This window comes from Streptomyces sp. NPDC058683, assembly GCF_042716195.1.
Classification (GTDB): domain Bacteria; phylum Actinomycetota; class Actinomycetes; order Streptomycetales; family Streptomycetaceae; genus Streptomyces.
In genome coordinates this window covers 76134-97337 of record NZ_JBHXSK010000012.1, presented here as the reverse complement: position 1 = coordinate 97337, position 21204 = coordinate 76134, and the positions used below count along the sequence as shown (strand labels likewise).

Annotated in this window: 23 protein-coding genes; 10 read left to right on the top strand and 13 right to left on the bottom strand. The window is 71.6% G+C overall.

What is annotated here, in order from left to right:
* The first annotated feature begins 48 nt into the window (after positions 1-48).
* The gene (locus ACFWXC_RS15300; RefSeq protein ID WP_384478760.1) at positions 49-555 is read left to right on the top strand and encodes a cupin domain-containing protein; all 507 of its coding nucleotides are present in this window, start codon (positions 49-51) and stop codon (positions 553-555) included.
* A 46-nt stretch (positions 556-601) separates the two neighbouring features.
* Here ACFWXC_RS15300 and ACFWXC_RS15295 read toward each other — a convergent pair whose 3' ends face one another.
* Positions 602-1090 (bottom strand): beta-class carbonic anhydrase, encoded by a 489-nt coding sequence (locus ACFWXC_RS15295; RefSeq protein ID WP_384478758.1) that lies wholly within the window; start codon positions 1088-1090, stop codon positions 602-604.
* A 316-nt stretch (positions 1091-1406) separates the two neighbouring features.
* Here ACFWXC_RS15295 and ACFWXC_RS15290 point away from each other — a divergent pair, with 316 nt between their 5' ends.
* The 4 genes from ACFWXC_RS15290 to ACFWXC_RS15275 all read left to right on the top strand — a co-directional run bounded on the left by ACFWXC_RS15290 (position 1407) and on the right by ACFWXC_RS15275 (position 5212).
* On the top strand, positions 1407-2186 hold the full coding sequence (locus ACFWXC_RS15290) for a hydroxyethylthiazole kinase (RefSeq protein ID WP_362578358.1): 780 nt from the start codon (positions 1407-1409) through the stop codon (positions 2184-2186).
* Positions 2187-2227: 41 nt separating this feature from the next.
* Positions 2228-3601 (top strand): LLM class flavin-dependent oxidoreductase, encoded by a 1374-nt coding sequence (locus ACFWXC_RS15285; RefSeq protein WP_384478756.1) that lies wholly within the window; start codon positions 2228-2230, stop codon positions 3599-3601.
* Positions 3598-4482 carry a sulfurtransferase gene (locus tag ACFWXC_RS15280; RefSeq protein ID WP_384478754.1) on the top strand — a complete coding sequence of 295 codons (885 nt, stop codon included), beginning with the start codon at positions 3598-3600 and terminating at the stop codon, positions 4480-4482. Before ACFWXC_RS15285 ends, ACFWXC_RS15280 begins: the two co-directional genes overlap by 4 nt.
* Positions 4483-4573: 91 nt before the next feature.
* Positions 4574-5212 carry a GntR family transcriptional regulator gene (locus ACFWXC_RS15275; protein WP_384478752.1) on the top strand — a complete coding sequence of 213 codons (639 nt, stop codon included), beginning with the start codon at positions 4574-4576 and terminating at the stop codon, positions 5210-5212.
* A gap of 60 nt (positions 5213-5272) precedes the next feature.
* Here ACFWXC_RS15275 and ACFWXC_RS15270 read toward each other — a convergent pair whose 3' ends face one another.
* Together ACFWXC_RS15270 and ACFWXC_RS15265 are read right to left on the bottom strand one after the other, a co-directional pair.
* Complete coding sequence (locus ACFWXC_RS15270) at positions 5273-6109, bottom strand: hypothetical protein (protein WP_384478750.1); 837 nt, start codon at positions 6107-6109, stop codon at positions 5273-5275.
* Between the two features lie 123 nt (positions 6110-6232).
* Positions 6233-6703: a winged helix-turn-helix transcriptional regulator gene (locus ACFWXC_RS15265; RefSeq protein WP_384478749.1), complete on the bottom strand. Its 471-nt coding sequence runs from the start codon at positions 6701-6703 to the stop codon at positions 6233-6235.
* Positions 6704-6796: 93 nt separating this feature from the next.
* Here ACFWXC_RS15265 and ACFWXC_RS15260 point away from each other — a divergent pair, with 93 nt between their 5' ends.
* Complete coding sequence (locus ACFWXC_RS15260) at positions 6797-7294, top strand: PaaI family thioesterase (protein ID WP_384478747.1); 498 nt, start codon at positions 6797-6799, stop codon at positions 7292-7294.
* Positions 7295-7400: 106 nt separating this feature from the next.
* Here ACFWXC_RS15260 and ACFWXC_RS15255 read toward each other — a convergent pair whose 3' ends face one another.
* The gene (locus ACFWXC_RS15255) at positions 7401-8903 is read right to left on the bottom strand and encodes an MFS transporter (RefSeq protein ID WP_384478745.1); all 1503 of its coding nucleotides are present in this window, start codon (positions 8901-8903) and stop codon (positions 7401-7403) included.
* Between the two features lie 97 nt (positions 8904-9000).
* On the opposite strand from ACFWXC_RS15255, the gene ACFWXC_RS15250 reads away from it, so the two are divergent.
* A complete protein-coding gene (locus tag ACFWXC_RS15250) occupies positions 9001-9522 on the top strand; it encodes a winged helix-turn-helix transcriptional regulator (RefSeq protein WP_384478743.1) in 522 nt (173 codons plus the stop codon).
* 114 nt (positions 9523-9636) lie between these two features.
* Here the strand turns inward: ACFWXC_RS15250 and eno are convergent, their stop codons facing one another.
* Positions 9637-10920 (bottom strand): phosphopyruvate hydratase, encoded by a 1284-nt coding sequence (gene eno, locus ACFWXC_RS15245; RefSeq protein WP_384478741.1) that lies wholly within the window; start codon positions 10918-10920, stop codon positions 9637-9639.
* A 92-nt stretch (positions 10921-11012) separates the two neighbouring features.
* Between eno and ACFWXC_RS15240 the strand changes: the two genes are divergently transcribed.
* Entirely contained in the window at positions 11013-11954 is a 942-nt protein-coding gene (locus ACFWXC_RS15240) for a winged helix-turn-helix transcriptional regulator (RefSeq protein ID WP_384478739.1), read from the top strand.
* Between the two features lie 231 nt (positions 11955-12185).
* Here the strand turns inward: ACFWXC_RS15240 and ACFWXC_RS15235 are convergent, their stop codons facing one another.
* On the bottom strand, positions 12186-12605 hold the full coding sequence (locus ACFWXC_RS15235) for a molybdopterin-binding protein (RefSeq protein ID WP_384478737.1): 420 nt from the start codon (positions 12603-12605) through the stop codon (positions 12186-12188).
* 277 nt (positions 12606-12882) lie between these two features.
* On the opposite strand from ACFWXC_RS15235, the gene ACFWXC_RS15230 reads away from it, so the two are divergent.
* The gene (locus ACFWXC_RS15230; RefSeq protein WP_384478735.1) at positions 12883-13572 is read left to right on the top strand and encodes a M24 family metallopeptidase; all 690 of its coding nucleotides are present in this window, start codon (positions 12883-12885) and stop codon (positions 13570-13572) included.
* Positions 13573-13656: 84 nt separating this feature from the next.
* Here ACFWXC_RS15230 and ACFWXC_RS15225 read toward each other — a convergent pair whose 3' ends face one another.
* The 4 genes from ACFWXC_RS15225 to ACFWXC_RS15210 form a co-directional block, all read right to left on the bottom strand.
* Positions 13657-14028 carry a tetratricopeptide repeat protein gene (locus ACFWXC_RS15225; protein WP_384478733.1) on the bottom strand — a complete coding sequence of 124 codons (372 nt, stop codon included), beginning with the start codon at positions 14026-14028 and terminating at the stop codon, positions 13657-13659.
* 25 nt (positions 14029-14053) lie between these two features.
* Entirely contained in the window at positions 14054-15019 is a 966-nt protein-coding gene (locus tag ACFWXC_RS15220) for an SDR family NAD(P)-dependent oxidoreductase (protein ID WP_384478731.1), read from the bottom strand.
* 510 nt (positions 15020-15529) lie between these two features.
* Complete coding sequence (locus ACFWXC_RS15215) at positions 15530-16444, bottom strand: hypothetical protein (protein WP_384478729.1); 915 nt, start codon at positions 16442-16444, stop codon at positions 15530-15532.
* A 4-nt stretch (positions 16445-16448) separates the two neighbouring features.
* Positions 16449-17525 carry an NlpC/P60 family protein gene (locus ACFWXC_RS15210; RefSeq protein ID WP_384478727.1) on the bottom strand — a complete coding sequence of 359 codons (1077 nt, stop codon included), beginning with the start codon at positions 17523-17525 and terminating at the stop codon, positions 16449-16451.
* A 349-nt stretch (positions 17526-17874) separates the two neighbouring features.
* On the opposite strand from ACFWXC_RS15210, the gene ACFWXC_RS15205 reads away from it, so the two are divergent.
* Positions 17875-18318 (top strand): nuclear transport factor 2 family protein, encoded by a 444-nt coding sequence (locus ACFWXC_RS15205; RefSeq protein ID WP_384478725.1) that lies wholly within the window; start codon positions 17875-17877, stop codon positions 18316-18318.
* 74 nt (positions 18319-18392) lie between these two features.
* Here ACFWXC_RS15205 and ACFWXC_RS15200 read toward each other — a convergent pair whose 3' ends face one another.
* The 3 genes from ACFWXC_RS15200 to ACFWXC_RS15190 all read right to left on the bottom strand — a co-directional run bounded on the left by ACFWXC_RS15200 (position 18393) and on the right by ACFWXC_RS15190 (position 21099).
* Entirely contained in the window at positions 18393-19274 is an 882-nt protein-coding gene (locus ACFWXC_RS15200) for a metal ABC transporter permease (protein WP_384478723.1), read from the bottom strand.
* Positions 19271-20089 (bottom strand): metal ABC transporter ATP-binding protein, encoded by an 819-nt coding sequence (locus tag ACFWXC_RS15195; protein WP_384478947.1) that lies wholly within the window; start codon positions 20087-20089, stop codon positions 19271-19273. Before ACFWXC_RS15195 ends, ACFWXC_RS15200 begins: the two co-directional genes overlap by 4 nt.
* A gap of 74 nt (positions 20090-20163) precedes the next feature.
* On the bottom strand, positions 20164-21099 hold the full coding sequence (locus ACFWXC_RS15190; RefSeq protein ID WP_384478721.1) for a metal ABC transporter solute-binding protein, Zn/Mn family: 936 nt from the start codon (positions 21097-21099) through the stop codon (positions 20164-20166).
* Between the last annotated feature and the right edge of the window lie 105 nt (positions 21100-21204).

Below are 21204 nucleotides of genomic sequence, written 5' to 3'. Positions count from 1 at the left end.
ATGGACACCTCTTGACATCCTTTTTGGAGGCGTCCTAGCGTCCACGCCATGAGCGAGCCGCTGACGACCCCCGGTGAAGGCTTCCATCCGCACCTCCACGACACTCCGGACCGCCCGGCGGCGCCGCTGAGCACCCGCCTGCACCACATCCGCGCCGACGCCCTGGACGGCGACACCGCCCAGACCGGCGGTATGCGCAGGTTCGCGGCCGTCAGCGGGAAGACGGTCGGTTCCGAGAAGCTGTGGATGGGCCAGACCCATGTGGCGCCCGCCACCTCCTCCTCCGACCACCACCACGGCGAGTCCGAGACCGCCATCTACGTGGTGAGCGGACACCCCGAGTTCGTCTTCCTGGACGACTCCGGCCCGGAACCGGAGGAGGTGCGGCTGCGCACCTCGCCCGGCGACTACATCTTCGTCCCGCCCTTCGTCCCGCACCGCGAGGAGAACCCGGATCCCGACGGCGAGGCGGTCGTCGTCATCGCGCGCAGCACTCAGGAGGCGATCGTGGTCAACCTGCCCGGTCTGTACGCGCTTCCGGCCGACGGGGGATGACGGGCCGGCTCGCGGCGACGGTGTGACGCCGGTACCCGGACGTGTGTCAGAGGACCTCGTTCAGCTTCCCGGTCGCCACGTCGAAGACGAAGCCCCGGATCCGGTCCTTGTGCACGATGAAGGGGTCCGCCTTGATCCGTGCGATCGACTGGCGGACGTCCGTGTCCAGATCGCCGAAGGCCTCGGCGGCCCAGGGCGGACGGATTCCGGTGTCCTTCTGGACCGCGTCCTTGAACCCGTCGTCGGTGAAGGTCAGCATGCCGCAGTCGGTGTGGTGGATGAGGATGATCTCCTCGGTGCCCAGGAGGCGCTGGCTGATGGCGAGCGAGCGGATCTCGTCCTGGGTGACCACGCCTCCGGCGTTGCGGACGACATGCGCCTCCCCGTCGCCGAGGCCGAGGATCGCGTAGACGTTGAGCCGGGCGTCCATGCAGGCCACCACGGCCAGCCGCTTGGACGGGGGCAGCGGGAGGGGGCCGGTGAAGGTCTCGGCGTAGCGGGCGTTGTTGGCGAGGAGTTCATCGGTCACGGACATGACGGACCTCGGTTCTGGTGCGGTGGGGATCGTGCCGGGGGAGGGGGCCGCGGTCCGGGGCGTCCGGGCCGCGGGTGCGCTCACGCGACCCGGCGACAGAACCCGTCGAAGAGATGCGACCGACGCGAGGGCCAGAAACCCGTCAGCGTGGTGACGAAGGTCTGCATCACACCAGTGAACCCCTTTGACATGCGGATCGCACGGGCGGCGGGTGTTGCAGGTTCGTGAAATGAGGCCCGCGGGCGGGGGACCGGCATTTTCCGCTGCATACAGTTGCATGCACTACGCCGCTTCCGCGCCCTGGAGACACCGCACCATGGAAGAACTCACCTGGCACAGCCCCGCCATCGCCGACGGCATAGCCGCGATCCGCTCCGGCTCGCCGTTCGTCTACGGCCTGACCAACTACGTCGCCGCCAACCTCAGCGCCAACGTGCTGCTGGCCGTCGGAGCGGGCCCCGCCATCGGTGCCGCCGCCGACTTCCCCACCGTCTTCCCGGCCGGCGCCGGCGGGGTCTGGATCAACACGGCGGCGCTCATCAGCAACCCGGCGGAACCCGTCGCCGACGCCGCCCGCACCGCGCACGAGGCCGGTACGCCCTGGGTCCTGGACCCGGTGGCGGTGGGCGCCGGTGCCACCGAGTACGACGCGTTCGTGAAGGGGCTCCTCGACCACCGGCCCACCGTGATCCGCGGCAACGCCAGCGAACTGATCGCCCTCTCCGGCGGTGACAGCACCGGGAAGGGCGTCGAGACCACCGCCTCCTCCACGGACGCGATCGGCGCCGTCGAGGATCTCGCCCGGCAGACCGGTGCGGTCGTCGCGGTCAGCGGCCCCGTCGACTACCTGACCGACGGCACCCGCACCGTCGCCGTCCCCGGCGGAGACGTCCGGCTGACCCAGGTCACCGGCGCCGGATGCAGCCTCGGCGCGCTGATCGCGGGCGCCCTCGCCGTCGTACCCGACACCCTGACGGCCACCGCCGTCGCCCATGTCGCCTTCGCCACGGCGGCCGAGCGGGCCGGTGCCCGCACCACCGGCACCGGATCCTTCGCGGTCGCCCTGCTCGACGAACTCTCGCTGCTCGGCACGTGAGGGCACCGGACCGCAGGACCGTACGACCCCTGGAGCACCCCTTGACCACCGACGAGCCGAACCCCGTCGCCCCGCGCATGCACCTGGCCGCGTTCCTCAACGCCGGACCCCAGGGCACCGTCGGCTGGCGGCACCCCGACGCGGGCGACGGTTTCCTCACGGCCGCGCACTACACGCACATCGCCCGGGTCCTGGAGGACGCCGGTTTCGACCTGGCCTTCGTACCGGACTCCCTCGCCGTGCCCCGGAGCCTCGGCGACTCCTACGCCCCGGCCGTGACCTGGGGAACCGGCACCCCGCGCCTGGACCCGGTGCCCGTCATCACCCTCATGGCGGCGGCCACCCGGCATCTCGGCGTCGCCGCCACCGTCTCCACCGGCTACCAGGAGCCCTTCCACGTCGCCCGCGGCATGGCCACCCTCGACCACCTCATCGGCGGGCGCGCCGGCTGGAACGTGGTCACCAGCTTCCAGGACGCCGAAGCCCAGAACTTCGGCCAGGACAAGCTGCCCGGGCGACAGGCACGCTACGACCGGGCGGAGGAGTTCCTGGAGGTCACCGCGCAGCTCTGGGACAGCTGGGCCGACGACGCGATCGTCGCCGACAAGGCGAGCGGGATCTTCGGCCGGCCCGAGGCCGTGGCGGCCGTGGAGCACCGGGGCGAACGCTTCGCGGTGCGGGGCCCGTTGAGCGTGCCGCGGCCGCCGCAGGGCTACCCGGTGATCATCCAGGCGGGCGCCTCCCCGGCCGGCCGGGACTTCGCGGCCCGCTGGGCGGACGTGATCTTCTGCAGCCACGAGTCGCTGGAGTCGGCGGTCGCCTTCTACGCCGACGTCAAGGCCCGTGCCGCCGCCCACGGCCGCGACCCGGACCAGCTCAAGGTGCTCCCGGCCGCGACGACCGTGGTGGGCACCGACCTGCGCGACGCCCTCGCCAAGCACGAGGCGTTCACCGAACTGGTCCACCCCGAGGCGGGGCTGTCCCGGCTCGCCTACCACGTCAACGTCGACCTCACCCGCTACGACCTCGACGGCCCGCTGCCCTCCCTGGCGGAGGTCGGCGTCGAGGGCCACTACCGCGAGGTCGTCGAGTTCGCCGAGCGGGAGAAGCTCAGCGTGCGCGAGATCGGCCGCTGGTACGGCGCCCGCACCGAGGGCAACATGATCGGCTCGCCCTCGGACATCGCCGACACCATGGAGCTGTGGCTGGAGAGCGGCGCGGCCGACGGCTTCATGATCCAGGCGACCCATGTGCCCACCGCCTTCGAGGAGTTCGCCGACCTCGTCGTCCCCGAACTGCGCCGCCGTGGCCTCGTACGCACCGACTACGCGGGCGCCACCCTGCGGGAGAACCTGGGCCTCGCCCGCCCCGAGCGCGGCGAATGGCGCAACCGAGCCGCGAAGGAACGCTCATGACCCACCCCACCGTCCTCGTCGACGTCGACTGGCTGCGCCACCGGCTCGACGAGGTGATCGTCCTCGACGCCACCGTGGACCGCCGCACCGGCCCCGACGGCGGCAAGGTCTGGGTCGGCGGACTCGGCCTGCACACCGAACGCCGCATCCCCGGCGCCCACTTCGCCGACCTGATGACCGGCTTCTCGGATCCCTCGGCGCCCTTCTCCTTCACCCGTCCGTCCACCTCCGCGATCGAGGCCCACGCCCGGGAACTCGGCATCCGCGAGGGCTCCACCGTCGTCGTCTACGACCGGCTGACGGGGGCCTGGGCCGCCCGGGTGTGGTGGGTGCTGCGCACCGCCGGCATCACCGGCGTCCATGTCCTCAACGGCGGCCTGACCGCCTGGGAGGCCGCCGGACTGCCCGTCACGGACGGCCGTGAACCGGCTCCGGCCCGCGGGGACGTCGTCGCGCGTCCCGCCCGCGAGGGGTTCGTGGACCTCGCACGCATGAAGCGCATAGCCGACGGCAGCGACCCCACCCCGGCGGTGTGCGCCCTGCGCCGCCCCGAGTACCTCGGCGACCCCGCCCTGCCCCGCTCAGGACACATCCCCCGTACGTCGAACCTCCCCTACGCCGACCTCCTCGGCCCGGACAACACCCTCTCCGCGGAGCGCACCGAGCGGCTCGCGCGGTCCCACGGGGTGCGCGCCGGCGACGGCACCGTCCTCTACTGCGGCGGGGCGATCAACGCGGCCGGTCTCGCCCTGGCCCTGCACGAGACCGGCATCGACGACGTCCTGCTCTACGACGGCTCGCTCGGCGAGTGGCGGGCCGACCCGGCGCTGCCGCTGGTCACCGGTCCGGAGGACGAGGAGACCGGCCGTCCCGCCCGATGACCCGGGGCAGCCGCCGTCCCCGGCATACGGCATGATCCGGGCGGCGGGCCCGCGAGGCGTCTCGCAGGCCGACCGCGCGATGAGGAAACGGATGAAGAGCACACGGGACACGATCTACGACGAGCTACGGCGCCGTCTCACCCACGGCCACTACCCGCAGGACGCCTCCCTCGTCCCGCTCGCGCTGAGCGAGGAGTTCGCGGTGTCACGTACCCCGGTCCGCGAGGCGCTGGCCCTGCTGGAACAGGACGGCCTCCTGGTGGGCACCCGGCGCGGCTTCGCCCTGCGGCAGCGGTCGGACGAGGAGATGCTCGAACTCTTCGAGCTGCGGGCCGTGCTGGACGCCATGACCGCCTCGGCCGCCGCCCGGCGGCGCAGCCCGGTGGACCTGGCCCGGCTGGACGCCCTGGTGGAACAGGCGGGTTCGCTGGACGACCCGGCCGAGATCCGCCGCAGCCTCAACGAGTGGCACGACACGGTGCGTTCGGCCGCCCACAACAACACCGTGACCTCGCTGCTGCACACCGTGGACGCCCAGGTGAAGACGAGCGCGCCGTGGCGGACGGTGACGGTCGACGACACCTTCGACGCGACCCTCGCCGAACACCGCGCGATCACCGAGGCGATACGCGACCAGGACGCGGAGGCGGCCCGGCTGCGGATGCTCGCCCACCACGAACACGACCGGGACACCCGTATCCGGCAGCGGGTACGGCGGGACGACCGGTGAGCCCTGGCATGAGCCGGCCGCCCGCTGCCGGCGGAGCGGCCCCGCGCCCTCGGGTGCGGCTCAGGTGCGGGGACCGGTCTCCAGGAAGTGGTGGAGGGAGGCGGCCATCCGGGTGACGAAGGCGTCGCGGGTGTGCTCGGCGACGAGGTCGAGGGACAGATAGGGGTTGAGGTCCTCCAGCTCGACCAGGAGAAGGGCGCCCTCCCGGGTCCGGCAGGCGTCCACGCGCTGGATGCCGTGGTCGAGCGTGTTCCAGTCGATGAAACGCCGGGCGAAGACAAGATCGTCCGCGGAGGGCTCGTACGGTTCGAGGACCCAGCGGCGGCCGGGGTCGGGGGCGTGCAGCGCGTACTGGAAGGTGTCGTCGACGTAGTAGAAGGACACCTCGTAGCGGAAGTCGATGCGTGGCTGGACCAGGATGTCGCCGTAGGCGAGGTCGGCCAGCCGGTCCCGGGCCACGAAGGTCAGGCCTATGGAGTCCGCTCCCGCCTTGGGCTTGACCGCGTACTGGTCGCTCTCGGGCAGGCGGTCCAGATGCCGGGGCCGGTCGATGGTGGGGATGACCGGGTATCCGGCCGTGGTCAGGTCCAGGAGATACCCCTTGCCGGCCATGTCGGCCCGGCCGGTCAGCGGGTTGTAGACCCGGATGCCGTCCGCCCTGGCCCGGTCGCGGAAGGCGTCGTACTCCTGCTGGTAGTGGAGTACCGGACCGCTGTTGCGGACCACGACCGCGTCGAAGCGGTCCATCAGGGCCGTGGCGTCGAGCGGATGGCACAGGGCGATGTCGAAGTCCGCGCGGAGCCGGGCGGTCAGGAAGACGTCCTCGTCGCCGTACCGGCGCCCGCGGGCCGGGTAGGCGAGGTCGGTCACGTACAGCAGGCTCGGGCGGGCGGACATGGTGCTTCTCCTCGGCCGGTGGTCACGCGTGCGGTCAGCCGATGGTGGCACGCTCCCGGCGGCGAGCCGTGCCGCCCCCTCGCTTCGGTCGCCGTCCGGATCCGCGCCTCGCGGGGGAGCGGCCTACGACCGGAGGCGGGCGCCCGGACCCAGCCGGGCGGTGACCTCCCCCGGGGCGAGGGCGGCGTGGTCCGCGGAGCACTGGACGACGACGCGGACCGGAGCGTCGCAGCCGGTGTGGCGAACGTCCAGCGGCGGGCTCTCCCCGGGGCCGAGGGCGTACGTCTCGCCCCACTGGGTCAGCGCCATGAGGACGGGCCACAGGTCCCAGCCCTTGCGGGTCAGCCGGTACTCGTTGCGGGCGCGGCTGCCGGGCTCCTGGTAGGGGACGGTCTTCAGGATGCCGGCCGAGATCAGCTTCCGCAGGCGGTCGCTGAGGACCGCCTCCGACAGGCCGATGTGCCGGTGGAAGTCGTCGAAACGGCGGACCCCGTTGACGGCGTCACGCAGGATCAGCAGCGTCCATTTCTCTCCGACCACGTCGAGCGTGCGCTGGACGGGGCAGTTCTCCGTGCTCGCCTCAAGCCACTCCATGACGCCATCGTAGGGGTCTGGCTTCGTCATTGACAGCCAGGTGAACGAGAAGCTAGCTTCATTTGAAAAAGTCAGAGGAAAGGGCTCAGTGCTGTGGGACGGACACGTACGTATCAGTGGGACGATCCCGCGGTCCTGGCGGAGGCCGCCGGACGCATGGCCGGCATCGACTTCCTGCGCGAGCTGCAGGCAGGAAGGCTGCCCACCTCGCCGATCAACCACACCGTCGACTTCGCCCTGGACGAGGTGGAGCCGGGGCGGGCGGTCTTCTCCCTGACGCCGGGCGAGGAGCACTACAACCCGATCGGCAGCGTGCACGGCGGCATCTTCGCCGTCCTGCTGGACTCGGCCGCGGGCTGCGCCGTGCAGTCCACTCTCCCGCAGGGCATGGCGTACACCTCCCTCGACCTGACCGTGAAGTTCCTGCGCCGCATCACCGTGGAGACCGGCACGGTGCGCGCCATCGGCACGGTGGTCAGCAAGGGCCGTCAGACCGCCCTCGCGCAGGCGCAGTTGGTCGACGGCACGGACCGGCTGCTCGCCCACGCCACCAGCAGCTGCATGCTCTTCCCGGTGCCGCCCCCGCGCTGAGCCGCGAGCCGGAAGCCCCCCCCCCGGCGCGCCGGGGGGCCGAGCGCGCCCCGGGGTGACCCCAGGGCGCGCGCCATCGTTCCTGCGTCTTCTTCGCCGGCCGGCCTCAGTGGCCGGGCGCTCCCTCGGGTGCGCTGTACGCCGGCTGCTGTTCGGCTGTTCCGGTGTCCGTACCGGTCCGGCGGCGGCTCGGTGTCCACAGGAGGGCGCCGGAGGCCAGGCCGAGGGCGGCGAGGAGCCACCAGGCCCGGTGGAAGGAGTCGACGGCGGTGGCCGCGGTGGGCGTGCCGAGGACGGCGACGAAGAGGCTGATGCCGAGGACCGCGCCGAGCTGGCGGAGGCTCGCGTTGATCGCCGAGCCGAGCGCGAACCGCCCCGGCGGCAGCGCCTGGACGGCGGCCCCGGACTGGACGGGCAGGGTGAGCCCGACACCGAATCCGGTGAGCAGCGCGGCGGGCAGCCAGTGGGTGGTCCAGTGCGGGGTGGCGCCGGCGAAGACCGCGATGAGGGCGAGGCCGGCCGTCCAGAAGAGGGCGCCGAAGGTGAGCACCCGGCGTGCCCCGTAGGTGTGGGAGAGACGGCTGGCGGTGCGGGCCACGGCGGTGACCACCAGCGGGGTCGGCGCGGTGGCGAGGGCGGCGCGCAGCACCGAGTAGTGCCACACCGTCTGCAGGAAGATGATGTTGCTGAGCAGCATGCCGTAGAAGGCGGCGGCGAACACCAGGGTCGCCGCGTTGACCAGCCGGAACTGCCGGACCCGGAAGAGCGCGAAGTCCATCACGGGCCGTGCGGTGGCACGGTCGCGCAGGACGAAGGCCGGGAGCAGCAGCGCGGCGAGTACGAAGGCGCCGATCACCCGCGGGTCGGACCAGCCCCAGTTCGGGCCCTCGATGATGCCGAGGCTCAGCGCGGCGGGCATCGCGGCGATCAGCAGGACGCCGAGCGGGTCGGGCAGGCCGTGGGCGTGCGGGTCGCGGGCCTCGCGCAGCAGACGCAGGCCGAAGAAGGCGATCACCGCGCAGATCGGCACGTTGACCAGGAAGATCCAGCGCCAGGAGGCGTACTGGGTCAGCAGGGCGCCCAGGGTGGGGCCGAGTGCGGCGGCCGCCGCGCCCATGGAGCCCCAGGTGCCTATCGCGACCGGCCGCTTGGCCGCCGGGAACTCCGGGAGGATCAGGGACAGCGACGTCGGGGTGACCAGGGCGGCGAACGCCGCCTGCAGGGCCCGTCCCGCGATGAGCATGCCGGCGTTCGGCGCCAGCCCGCACAGGGCGCTCATCGCCGCGAAGCCGGTGATGCCGATGAGGAAGACCCGCTTGCGCCCGTAGCGGTCGGCGAGCCGGCCGGCCGGGATGAGGACGGCCGCGAAGACCAGGCTGTAGGCGTTGAGCACCCACGCCAGATGGCCGGCCGTGGCGTGGAAGCTACGGCCGATGGTCTCGAAGGCGACATTGACGATCGTGGTGTCGAGGAACACCACGAACGCCCCGAGACTGCTCAGCGCCAGCACCCGCAACGCGTGCCGGCGGGCGGCCGCGTCCTGGACCGGCTCCTGCGTCGTCGCTGACCCGGCAGGCGCGGCCGTGGAGGCCCCCTCGGGTACGGCCATGATGTCCTCACATGTGAGTTTGATTTTCCTACCGACGGGTCGGGACGCTACCCCGAGTGGGTCGTGAAACACAACCAACTGGGGGTAACGTGGGCTCATGGACGTACAGCCGCAACAGGCCGGGGAGTCGCAGACGGGCAGCACCGGAGCCGTCACCGAGCCGCTGACCTCAGTGATGGCGGGCATGCCGGTGGGCGTGCGCCCCTGCTCGATCGCCGCCGCACTGGGGATCGTCGGCGAGCGGTGGTCGCTGCTCGCGCTACGGGAGATGTCCTACGGCGTGCACCGCTTCGCGAAGATCGCCGGGTACACGGGCGCACCGCGCGACATCCTCGCCGACCGGCTGCGCAAGCTCGAAGCGGCCGGCGTGATCGAGCGGCGGCAGTACAGCGAGCACCCTCCCCGCCACGAGTACCACCTGACGCAGGCGGGGCAGGAGCTCTTCCCCGTCATGATCGGCCTGCTGCAGTGGGGCGACAGGTGGGCGGTGGACACCCCTGCCGTCGCCTTCCGGCACGAGTGCGGTCACCCCCTGCGGATGGAGTCCGGGTGCCGGCACTGCGAGGGGGAGATCACCCCGGAGTCCCTCTTCCCGCACCTGCCCGACGCGCACGCCTGACCTCGGCACCCCGGCTCCTCGCTCGGACACGGCGACGGCCCGTCCGGGTGGCCCACCGGTCGGCGTCCTCGCCCACCGGTACTCGCGGGCACGCCCGCACCTGTCACCGCCGGGTCAGCGGCGCAGCCCGAGGGCCTCTCGCCCCGCGTAGCGGGCCTGGGCGCCCAGTTCCTCCTCGATGCGGAAGAGCTGGTTGTACTTGGCGGTGCGGTCCGAGCGGGACAGCGAGCCGGTCTTGATCTGGCCGCAGCCCGTGGCGACGGCGAGGTCGGCGATCGTCGTGTCCTCGGTCTCGCCCGAGCGATGGGACATGACGACGGTGTACCCGGCGCGGTGGGCGGTGGCGACCGTGGCCAGCGTCTCGGTGAGGGTGCCGATCTGATTGACCTTCACCAGGACGGAGTTGGCGATGCCGTCGCGGATACCGGCGCGCAGCAGCGTCTCGTTGGTGCAGAAGACGTCGTCGCCGGTGAGCTGGCAGCGGTCGCCGAGCCGGGCGGTCAGGTCCTGCCAGCCGGCGTGGTCGTCCTCGGCCATCGGGTCCTCGACGGAGGCCACGGGGTAGCGGTCGACGAGGGCGGCGAGGTAGTCGGCGTGTTCGGCGGAGGTGCGGCGGACGCCCTCGCCCGTGTAGTCGTAGCCGCCGTCGCGGTAGAACTCCGAGCTGGCCGGGTCCATGACGAGCGTGATGTCGGTGCCGGGCTTGTAGCCGGTCTGCTCGATGGCGCGGACGACGAAGTCCAGGGCCTCGTCGGCGGTGCGCAGGTCGGGAGCGAAGCCGCCCTCGTCGCCCACGTTGACGCTGTGACCGGCGGCCAGCAGGTTGCCGCGCAGGGTGTGGAAGACCTCCGAGCCCATGCGGACCGCCTCGGCGAAGGTGGCCGCACCGATGGGGGCGATCATGAACTCCTGGAAGTCGAGCGGATTGTCGGCGTGGGCGCCGCCGTTGACGATGTTCATCATCGGCACCGGCAGCAGACGGGCGTCGACTCCGCCGACGTAGCGGTACAGCGGCTGCCGGTGGGCGGCCGCGGCGGCCTTGGCGGTGGCCAGGGAGACCCCGAGCAGGGCGTTGGCGCCGAGCCGCGACTTGGTCTCCGTGCCGTCCAGCTCGGTCATCGTGCGGTCGACGGTCGCCTGGTCCTCGGCGTCCAGTCCGGTCACGGCGTCCGCGATGCTCTCGTTCACGGCGTCGACGGCACGGCGAACTCCCTTGCCGTGGAAGCGGGCCGGGTCGCCGTCGCGCAGTTCGACCGCTTCGCGGGCGCCGGTGGAGGCGCCGGAGGGGACGGCGGCGCGGCCCAGTGAGCCGTCCTTGAGTTCGACGTCGACCTCGACCGTGGGGTTGCCCCGGCTGTCGATGATCTCGCGTGCGACGACCCGGCTGATGGCGGTCACGATGCACTCCTCACGCTGGGCCCGTGCGCTGACGGGCGGTAAGTTCCATTGAGAAACAAAGTGAGTCCCGAAAGGGAACTTACTATGGGTGCATGAGGATGCACAACGCTGACGCGACCTGCGGGATCGCCCAGGCCGCCATGGTCCTGGGGGACTGGTGGAATGTCCTGGTGCTGCGCGAGGTCGCCCGCGGCCACGTCCGCTTCGACGCGCTGGCCGCCGAGATCGGCCTGTCCCGCAAGGTGCTCACCGAGCGTCTCGGCAGGCTCGTCGCCCACGGTGTCCTGCACCGCAGCCTCTACCAGCGGCGTCCGGTGCGTTACGAGTACCTCCTCACCGACGCCGGTGCCGGGCTGCTGCCGCTGCTCGTCGCGATGCAGGACTGGGGCGACCGCTGGGTACTGGGCGACGGCGGCCTCACCGCGACGGCGGCGGCGGACGGCGCCGAACACGCCCGCGTCCACGCCCTGGTCGGCACCCGCCTGCCCGACGGCCTCGAACTGCCCGCCGCGCAGGGCCCCGAGGTGCCCCTGGTCTCCCCGGACGCCCCGGCGACCGTGCTGTTCACCTACCCCGGCACCGGAGTCGAATGGGGTGAGCCGCCGATCCCCGGCGCCCCTGGCTGCACGCTGGAGAACCGGCTCTTCCGGGACGCCTGGCCCGACTTCCGGAAGGCGGGCGTGGCGGTACGCGGGATCAGCACCCAACTCGCCCACGAGCAGGCGGAGTTCGCCCGCGCCGAAGAGGTCCCGTACCCCCTGCTCTCCGATGCCGCCCACCAACTTGCGGCGGCCCTGCGGCTGCCGGCCTTCCGCGGTGCGGGTCGGCTGCGCCACAAGCGCCTGATCCTGGTCGTCGACGCCGAACGGACCGTACGGCACATGCTGTTCCCGGTCGACGACATCCCGCACGCGGTCGCGGAGAGTCTGCGACTGGCGGCGAACCCTGCCGACGCAGGCGGGAGCCGACCCGGCGCGGACGGGCGGGGCCAAGGAGCCGCGGGAGCCGACCCGTCTGCCTCCGCTTCCCGGTAGGAGCAGGCGGGCCCTCACCGGAATTCCGCCACGGCGCCCCTGCCCGCCAGCGGTTTCCCCGGTGCCGACGCCCGGAACGAGGAGGGCGGCGATCAGGCGCGAGCCGGCGGGCCTGGTGATGCGGTGGCCGGCGCAGGGTCGTACGGGTGTGCTCGCCCGGCCCGTCGCCGGGCAGGGCTTCGGCCCCCGGCAGGCGCCACCGGGTCAGCGCCCGACCGGGTACGACCGGCGTCACACGGTCGCGAGGGACACCTCGGTCGACTTGATGAGCGCCACGACCGGCGAACCGGCCTTCAGTCCGAGGTCGGCGACCGCGTCCTTGGTGATCGCCGAGGTGAGCTCGCCCCCGTCGACGGTGACCTTGACCGTGGCCATCGCCCCGCCCACGGCGACATCGCTGACCGTGCCCGGCAGCCGGTTGCGGATGGACAGCCCCGTCACGGGACCGGTGGCGAGGGCGACCTCGGTGGCCTTCACCATGGCCCGGACGGCCGACCCCTCGGCGAGCCCCAGGTCCTTGACCGCGTCCAGGGTGATCGCGGCGGTGAGGTCCTGGCCGCCGTCCAGGCGTACCTTCACGGTCGCCATCACCTCGCCGGCGCTGACGGCGGTGACGGTGCCGGGGATCTGGTTGCGGATGCTCAGGCTCATGACGAAGCGCCTCACAGAAAGGTGGACTGGGATGAATTGCTACGCTTTGCATGGATCGTGAATCCATAAACTAGCCGCTCTGGCGGTGCCCGTCGTGCCTCCCGTCGCATCCGCCACCCATGTACTCGCTCGACCCTGGAAAATCCGAGAAAGCGGTGGAACGGCATCCTCGGCCACCGGAATGCCGTCGTCCCGCCGGAGCGACAGAACGGTCGACACGGCAGGTACAGTTCAATTTGATTGACTCGTGAGTGCAGTCAAACCTACCTTCCCTGCTATGGCTCATGACGAACCCACACGGGCGGCCCGACTGCTGGACGCCCAGGCCAAGGCCGAGCGGCTCTTCGCCGAGATGGAGAAGCGGGGGCTGGTGGCGCCGGGCGAAGGAGAGCGGGCGGTCAGCGACCGCGTCCGTGACCTGGCGAACGAACTCTTCGGTACGACCCGGCACTGGCACAAGCGGATCGTGCGCTCGGGCCCGAACACCCTCAAGCCGTACCGGGAGAACCCGCCGGACCGCCTGATCGGCGCGGACGACATCGTGTTCGCCGACTTCGGGCCGATCTTCGAGGAGTACGAGGCCGACTTCGGGCGGACCTTCGTCCTCGGCGACGACCCGGTCAAACGACGGCTCCGCGACGACCTCGCGAAGGTCTTCGCCGCCGGCAAGCGGTTCTTCGAGGCCGATCCGCACATCACCGGGAAGCAGCTGTACGCCGAGGTGGAGCGGCTGGCCGCCGAGGCCGGCTGGGAACTGGGCGGCTGGCACGCCGGCCACCTGGTCGGCGAGTTCCCCCACGAGAAGATCGACGGCGCGGACACCGAGTCGTACATCGCACCCGCCAACGACACGCCCCTGCGCCGCACCGACAAGGCGGACCGTACCTGCCACTGGATCCTGGAGATCCACCTCGTCGACCGGCAGCGGGAGTTCGGCGGTTTCTACGAGGAGCTCCTCACCCTCTGATCCGTCCCGGGCGGCGTCCGGGCCGGGCGCGCCGCGTCAGCGGTCCCGAAGGCGGAGTGCGGTCCCGCTCGCCGGCCCCGCCCGTCACCCGGTTCCGGTCAGCCCGCTCAGTGCGTCCCGTACCCGGCGGCGTTCGGCGGCGCCGGCGGGCTCGTAGATGTCGAGGGCAAGGCGCAGCCGCCGTTCCCCGGCGGGTGTGTCGCCGGCTTGCAGCGCACACATGCCGAGGCTTTCGAGTGCACGGGCCTCCTCGAGTGGGATCCGGCCGGTGCGGGCGAGTTCCAGGGCTCGTCGGTGGCTGGCCGCGGACTCCCGGCCGTCGCCGGTGCTCAGCTGGGGTGCGCCCAGTTTGTTCAGCGCGGACGCCTCGCCGAGGGGGTCGTCGAGGGAGCGGTCGATGGTCAGGGCCTGCTCCAGGGTGTCGTGAAACGTGGGCCTGGCCCGCCCGTCCACCACCGGCGGTCGCGGAGTGGGGCCGCGGTCACTGTTGCAGCGGAGCCGGTCGGCCGTCGGACAGTGCGCGGTCCAGGAGGGCCTCGGATTCCGTCAGGAAGCGCAGTGCGTAGTCCTTGTCGAAGCCCCGCGAGGGCCGGATGGGGTCGCCGTTGCGCCCGAACAGGTCGCCGCTGCGGCCTTCGAGATCCGGAGCGAACATGAGGGGGACCATGCGCCGGGCGTAGCTCTGCGCGGACTGGGCGAGGAGGCCGATGAGCGTTTCGGTCACCCGGTGGACCCCGGTGCCGTCGCCGAGGAGGTTGGCCCGGATGTCGGTCTTGATGACAGCGGGGGCCAGGCCGAAGAAGGACGGCCCGGGGAAGCGGCTGTCACCCGCAAGGGCCAGCGCCTCGTTCCCGGCGAGCGTGTTGCCGTGGGCCTTCATGGCCTTGTAGTCGCCTTCGGTGTTCAGGTCGGTGATCGTGCCGAGTTCGCCCCAGCCGGGCGAGCCCATGACGAACACCCGTGGCCGGAAGGACTTCTCGGTCCTCGCCGACCCGAGCCGGCCGGCGAGTTCCCGCAGGACGGCGAGCCGGCTGAGGAAGCTGACGGCCATGTCCCGCTCCAGGCCCTCGGCGGTCTCCTCGCGGACCTTGCCGGCGAAGGTGCCGGTGGTCAGCAGGAGGAGGTCGCAGTCCTCGACCGGCAGTTCCCGCCCCAGCCCGACGGCCTCCCGCATGGAGGACAGGTCGGCGGGTACGAACGACAGCCGTACCGAAGGAGCCTCCCGGAACGTGCGGCCGACCACCGTCACCCGGGCGCCACGCGAGACGGCCGTCGAGGCGATGGCGCGTCCCAGTCCGTCCGTCCCGCCGACCACCACCAGCTTCCTGCCGGTCAGGTCGAGTTGCTCGACGGGGGCCAGGTGCAGACGCAGTCCGCGGTCGCGCCTCGGCGGCCTCATCCGGCCCGGCGCGATCTCCGTCTGCGACTGTGCTTTGGCTGTGGCCACGATGACTCCTTCGGGATGGGTCCCGCTGAAAGTGCTTGACGAAGCAATCGCATGCTAGCAATTCGGGGCATACCGTTTTCGCCTCGGCGTCATGCGCAGATGTCGATCAGATGCCGAACCCGGATGATCGCGACCACTTCGCGGGGCGGGCCGTCGCCGCACACGCCCCGGGACCGTCGTACCGCGGAAGGAGACCGCCCCGACACGATGATGCCGGGAGTGGACCGGGCGGCACGCCGGTTCCCTGGAGGACGGCCCGCTCGTCCTCACGTTCGGATCCTTCCCCGTCCGCGTCGGCGACCAGAACATCCTTGTGGATCTGCCGTGCGCGACCGTGTGCTGAAGCGGTCGGATACGGTGATCGCCGCCGGGCACTTCCCGCACGGGATGTTCGGTCGGGTCACGCCGACGGGTGACACCTGCACCTGGACCGCCGTTGACGGCTCGCCGTCTCCCGGTAGCCGGGCCGGACAGGCCGTCCCGGCTACCGTGGCACGTCGCCGCTGCGGCCTAGGGCGATGGCTCGGTGGACCGGCCGGGCCGCCGGGTGAAACGTCGCAGGCCCCGTCGTGTGGGCCTGAGCGGCTGGTCCTCGGGGGCGATCGGGTTCTGGCCCGCGGCCAGGGCCGGCGCCGTGGCCGGGGCCGGTACGGACCGGCCGCGCCGTTCGAGCCGGCCCCGGACGGCCTGGGCCATGGCCTGGTGGGACGGTTCCAGCAGCAGGCCCTCCGCCGACAGGTGCTCCCACATGTGCAGCAACTCCTGTCCCCGGGTGGCCACCTGGCCCTCGTCGATCAGCCGCTGCCACGCCGCGGTGGCGCGGGCCACCTCGGGCGCCGCCCGGTTCAGATCGGTGCGGCAGCGGATGCGTGCCACGGTCAGCGCGAGGACGGTGGAGAGCATGTAGTCGCCGCGCTGATACGCGAGGTACGCCTCGATCGCCCGCGCCTCCAGCGAGAGTTCGTCCTCCGCGCCCCTGCGCAGCGTGAGGTGCTCCCGCAGCGCGCTGGCGAGGACGAACGCGGCGTGCAGCTCCTCGCGCTGCGCGTGCTGGATGATGCGCTCGACGCGGGCGAGCGGAGGAAACGACTCCTCCTCCGCGGCCGTACGCTCGCGCCCGGGCGGCAGGTCCTCCTCGTCGGCGATGGTCCGGCTGGAGCCGTCGGGGTACACCCGCAGGCGGGCCACCTGCTGTACGGTCCGGTCGATGACGGTGGCCGCCACCGGTGCCCGCAGGGTGCGGGCGAACATGGCGATGGCGTCGAGTATCGCCTCGTTGGGGGGCCGCGTGCCGCCCATCTCCAGGAGATGGCCGTTGACCACCGTCGACCCGTCCTCGGCCACATAGGCGTCGAGCCGGATCAGCGGCGGTGCGCTGAGCGCGGGCAGGTTTCCCTCGTTACGGGGGGTCAGCGAGTAGGTCATCCGTTCAGACTCCGGGTCGGACGACACCGACGATGGGCATGGAGGCGGCCGGGGCGATCGTGACCGTGCGTCCGGGCCGCGGGGCGTGGACGATCTGCCCGCCCCCTATGTACATGCCCACGTGCGTGGCGTCGTAGTAGATGATCAGGTCTCCGGGCCGCACGGAGGCCAGGCCGACCCGGGTCAGCCCCTGCCACTGCGCCTGCGAGGTACGGGGTATGGGGTGCCCGGCAGCCGCCCACGCCGTGGAGGTGAGTCCCGAGCAGTCGTACGACGAGGGCCCCACGGCGCCCCACACATACGGTTTGCCTATCTGCGCCATCGCGAAGTCGACGGCCTTCGCGGCCGCTCCGCTGGCCTTCGTCCCGCCGCCGCCCGAGCCGGAACCGGTCGAGGTGCCGCCTGAATCGGGCCCCGTCCACTGGGACTTGGCCTGCTGCGCCTCCTCCTTCTCCAACTGGGCCAGTTTGCGGGTCTGTTCCTTCTTGAGTCCCGCCTCGATCCGCTCGGCCTCGGCGATCTTCTTCTCGATCTTCCCTTTCGCCTCGGCCTTGTTCGCGCGGCTGCTCTTCAGCTCCCGCAGCTTCTCCGCGGCGGCATCGGTCTGCCGGTCCAGCTCCGCGCGGGCGCTCTTCTGGCTCTCGGACACATTGACCAGACTCCGCAGGGCCTGACGGGCCTGGGAGGCGTCGTTCAGAGCCTGGTCGGGGTGGTCGCCGAGCAGCAACTGGATGCCCGTGGAGTCGAGATTGCCCCCGCGGTACTGCGTCCGGGCGGCCGCACCCACGAGGTCGTGCAGATCGTCCAGCCGGCCCTCGGTGCGGGCCAGGTCCTTGCGGAGCGACGTCAGCCGCTTCTCCTGCTCGGTCGCCTTCACGTCCGCGGTGTTGTACGCCTCGGTGGCCACCTCCGCCTCGCGGTAGAGGCCGTTCAGCTCGTTGTGGATGTCCTCGATCGACTGGTCGTCCCGTGGATCGCCCGGGGCCGCGTAACTCGGGCCGGGTAACAGGGTGATCGCACAGACGAAGACTGCTATGACGGCGGGGCTGCGCAGCCGTCTGCCGCCGGTCGACACGTTCATCGGCTCCATCTTCAGAGGTCGCGTGCAGGCGGCTCAGACGGGTGACTTGCCCATCGCGGTTGCCACCGCGGTTCTCACGGAGCACCGTTCGAGCCTCGAACACACTACCTCCCCCTGAACGGCTGCCCCTTGTATCCCGACACGTGTCGCAAACAGCACACGTCGCTCGAGCGGGTGCCGGCCTCTCCGGAGCCGGTCCCGGAGCCCCGGGAACTCAACGACCCGAAGCGCAACTGGTTGCCGGGACGGAGTCGGGCGGGGTGCCGTCGGTCGAAACAGCCCGCAAGGCCGGGCCGGTTCACGAGACAATGATCACTGTCCGCCTGTGCGTATTGCTTGGGGAGGTCTTGTGAGTCCGAGTCCGAGTGAGGTGTTTCTCCGCCTTGTCCACGGGGTCGCCGACGGCAACTTCGGCGAGTTGCCCGACCTGTATGGCGAGGTCACCGATGTCCGGCATCCGATGGCGACGCCGGAGTCCGAGCCGTTGACGAGTCGCCGTGCGCTCCAGGAACACTTCACCGTGCCGGCGGAGGATCGGGGGTCCTTGCCGAAGCGGCGGGTTGTCGATGTCGTCGTGCACGAGATGGCCGATCCCGAAGTGATCGTCGCCGAGTTCGCCTACGAGTTCACGGCGCCGGACGACTCCACCGCCAAGGTGCCCTGCGTCTTCGTCATGCGTGTGCGGGACGGACGGATCATCGAGTCACGGGACTACATCGACCCGATCCGGACGTACACGGCACGCGGGGACCTCGACCTCCTCATCACGTCATTGCGGAAGGACGTTTCCTGAGACTCGTGGGGCCGCGGCAGCCGTGCCTGCCGACGCCCGCCCCTCCCGGGCGGTCGGCCGGCGCTCTCCCGGGTTCAAGCGGGTTGCGGGGTTGACCTCCCTGCTCCCCGCCGTCGGCTGCGGCGGCCGCCCACCAGGCGGCAGACGACGTAGACGGTGAACGAGATGGTCGTGACGTAGGGGCTGATGGGGATGCTGCTGCCCAGGGCGAGCAGGATCCCGCCCTCGATCGAGACCACGGCGAAGGCCACGCTGAGCAGCGGGAGCAGAACCGGCGAGGCGGTGACGCGGGCGGCGGCGGCCGCCGGCGTCACCACGAGGGTGAGGACCAGCAGGGCACCCACGACCTGCACGGACAGGGCGACCGTCAGACCGAGCACGAGCATGAAGGCGAAGGACAGTCCCCGCACCGGCACCCCGCGGGCCTCGGCGACGTCCGGGTCGGCGCTGGCGAAGGCCAGCGGGCGCCAGATGACCGCGAGGACGACGAGGACGAGGGCCGAGGTGCCGAGCAGCCACTTCGTCTGCGGGGTGTCGACGGCGACGATCTGCCCGGTGAGGAGGCCGAACTTGTTGGCGGCCCGGCCCTTGTAGAGGGCGAGGAAGAGCACGCCGAGGCCGAGGCCGAAGGGCATGAGGATGCCGATGGCCGAGTTGCGGTCCCGGGCGCGCGCTCCGAGGATGCCGATCGCGCCCGCCGCGACGAGTGAGCCGGCGATCGAGCCCGCCACGATGTCGACCCCCAGCAGCAGCGCCGCCGACGCACCCGCGAAGGACAGCTCGCTGATGCCGTGCACCGCGAAGGGCAGGTCGCGCATGATGACGAAGACCCCGGCCAGGCCGCCGACCAGGCCGAGCGCGGCACCGGCGATCAGGGAGTTGCGGACCAGCGCCAGCAGTTCGCCGTAGTTCTCGAAGCTGAAGATCTGCTGCCAGATCCCGTCGGCGAGCGTCATGAGCGGACTCCGTCGGTCCGGTGGGTCTCCCGGGCGGGGTGGTGAGGCGGTGCGGCGACCTCGTCGGGTGCTCCGACGACCACGACCCGGCCGTGCACGCGGACGACGTCGACCCGGGTGCCGTACAGCTGGGACAGCGATGCGGACGTCAGGACCTCCTCGGGTGTCCCGATCCGGTGGCCGCCCCGCGCCAGGTACAGCACCCGGTCCACCAGCCCGAGGACCGGGTTGATCTCGTGGGTGACGAAGACGACCGCCGTGCCGTGGGAACGGCGCCGGGCGTCCACCAGTTCGGTGACGGCCCGCTGGTGGTTCAGGTCGAGGGAGAGCAGCGGCTCGTCACACAGCAGGATCCGCGGGTCGGTCGCCAGGGCCTGCCCGATGCGCACACGCTGGCGCTCGCCTCCGGACAGCAGGCCGAGCGGGACATCGGCGTACGCCGACGCCCCGACCGCCTCCAGGATCCCGTCCACCCGGCGGCGGACGGCACCCGTGCGCAGCCTCGGCCCGAAACGGTGCCCGTCGATCCCGAACCGCACGAGGTCGCGGGCACGCAGCATCGCCTGCGCGGACAGGGCCGCCTGCTGCGGGACGTACCCGATGTGCCGGCCGCCCTTGTGCGCGGGCCGGCCGAGGACCGTCAGCGTCCCGGCGGACAGCGGCTGCCTGCCCAGCAGGGCACGGACGAGGCTGGTCTTGCCCGACCCGTTCGGCCCGAGCACGGCCAGGAACTCCCGTGGCCGTACGTCGAGATCGAGGCCCTGCCAGACCACCCGCTCGCCGTAGGACACGGCGGCTCCGCGGAGGCTGAGCACCGGTGCGGGGCCGCTGCCGCCGGCCTCGGTGTCGCCCTGGCGGGACTGGGGTACGGGGGTCACGGCCGCGCGCCTCACTCGGCCAGCGCGCTCGCGAGCGCGTCGACGTTCGACGTCATCCAGCCGAGGTAGTCCTGCCCCTTGGGCAGCGTCTCGGTCACGGGCACGACGGCGATGCCGGCCGCCTTGGCCGCGTTCTCGACCTTCTCCGTCTGCGGACCGGAGGTCTGCGCGTTGTAGACCAGCGCCTTGACCCGCTTGTCGCTGTACAGGGCCAGGGTGTCCCGGAGGGTCTTCGGGGAGACGTCGCTGCCTTCCTCGACGGCCTCGCTGAACTCCGCGGGCGTCCGGTTGACCAGACCGCTCGCCTCGGTCATGTACAGCGGCACCGGCTCGGTGATGCCGATGCCCGCACCGCCGTGTTCCTTCTTGATCTGCGCTTCCTTCGACTCCAGCGGGGTGAGCTTCGCCTTGAAGGTCTCGGCGTTCCTGGTGAAGGCCGCGGCGTCGGTGGCATCGGCCTTGCCCAGGGCGGTGGCGATGCTGTCGGCGATCTTGGCGACGGTGGGGAAGTCGTACCAGACGTGCTCGTTGAGCTCGCCGCCCTTCGGGGCGGTCCTGCCGGAGACCTTGACGGCGTTGATCACCTCGGCGGCGGAGTCGCTGCTCTTCAGCATGCGGTCGACGAAGTCGTCGTAGCCCCCGCCGTTCTCGACGACGACCTTCGCCTTGGACAGGGCCAACTGGTTCTGGGTGTCGGCCTCGTAGGAGTGCGGGTCCTGGTCGGGGTCGCTGATGATCGAGGTGACGTCGACATGGTCGCCGCCTATCTGCTCGACGATGTCGCCGTAGACGTTCGTCGAGGCGACCACCGGGATCCTGGACGAGGAGGCCGGGCCCGACGCGGAACTCCCGTCGCTTCCGGAGTCCGACGAGCTGCCGCAGCCGGCCAGGAGGGCCAGGGAGGCGCCGGCCATGAGCGCCAGGCTGCGGGACGGGGACGGGGGCATGGGTCCTCCACGACGGGTCGGAGCGGGATTCTTCGCAAGGGTGGGAACAGCCGGTCGAAGCCGGCGTCCACCACGCTAGATGGAAATGAATGTCAGGACCATGGC

Excerpts from the sequence above, each read along its gene's own strand:
- ACFWXC_RS15275 (WP_384478752.1), top strand. The coding sequence starts at position 4,574 with ATGAAGAGCACACGGGACACGATCTACGACGAGCTACGGCGCCGTCTC.
- ACFWXC_RS15300 (WP_384478760.1), top strand. The coding sequence starts at position 49 with ATGAGCGAGCCGCTGACGACCCCCGGTGAAGGCTTCCATCCGCACCTC.
- ACFWXC_RS15295 (WP_384478758.1), bottom strand. The coding sequence starts at position 1,090 with ATGTCCGTGACCGATGAACTCCTCGCCAACAACGCCCGCTACGCCGAG.
- ACFWXC_RS15200 (WP_384478723.1), bottom strand. The coding sequence starts at position 19,274 with ATGACGCTCGCCGACGGGATCTGGCAGCAGATCTTCAGCTTCGAGAAC.
- ACFWXC_RS15265 (WP_384478749.1), bottom strand. The coding sequence starts at position 6,703 with ATGGAGTGGCTTGAGGCGAGCACGGAGAACTGCCCCGTCCAGCGCACG.
- ACFWXC_RS15215 (WP_384478729.1), bottom strand. The coding sequence starts at position 16,444 with ATGACCTACTCGCTGACCCCCCGTAACGAGGGAAACCTGCCCGCGCTC.
- ACFWXC_RS15240 (WP_384478739.1), top strand. The coding sequence starts at position 11,013 with ATGAGGATGCACAACGCTGACGCGACCTGCGGGATCGCCCAGGCCGCC.
- ACFWXC_RS15230 (WP_384478735.1), top strand. The coding sequence starts at position 12,883 with ATGGCTCATGACGAACCCACACGGGCGGCCCGACTGCTGGACGCCCAG.
- ACFWXC_RS15270 (WP_384478750.1), bottom strand. The coding sequence starts at position 6,109 with ATGTCCGCCCGCCCGAGCCTGCTGTACGTGACCGACCTCGCCTACCCG.
- ACFWXC_RS15280 (WP_384478754.1), top strand. The coding sequence starts at position 3,598 with ATGACCCACCCCACCGTCCTCGTCGACGTCGACTGGCTGCGCCACCGG.
- ACFWXC_RS15235 (WP_384478737.1), bottom strand. The coding sequence starts at position 12,605 with ATGAGCCTGAGCATCCGCAACCAGATCCCCGGCACCGTCACCGCCGTC.
- ACFWXC_RS15190 (WP_384478721.1), bottom strand. The coding sequence starts at position 21,099 with ATGCCCCCGTCCCCGTCCCGCAGCCTGGCGCTCATGGCCGGCGCCTCC.
- ACFWXC_RS15290 (WP_362578358.1), top strand. The coding sequence starts at position 1,407 with ATGGAAGAACTCACCTGGCACAGCCCCGCCATCGCCGACGGCATAGCC.
- ACFWXC_RS15255 (WP_384478745.1), bottom strand. The coding sequence starts at position 8,903 with ATGGCCGTACCCGAGGGGGCCTCCACGGCCGCGCCTGCCGGGTCAGCG.
- ACFWXC_RS15250 (WP_384478743.1), top strand. The coding sequence starts at position 9,001 with ATGGACGTACAGCCGCAACAGGCCGGGGAGTCGCAGACGGGCAGCACC.
- ACFWXC_RS15210 (WP_384478727.1), bottom strand. The coding sequence starts at position 17,525 with ATGAACGTGTCGACCGGCGGCAGACGGCTGCGCAGCCCCGCCGTCATA.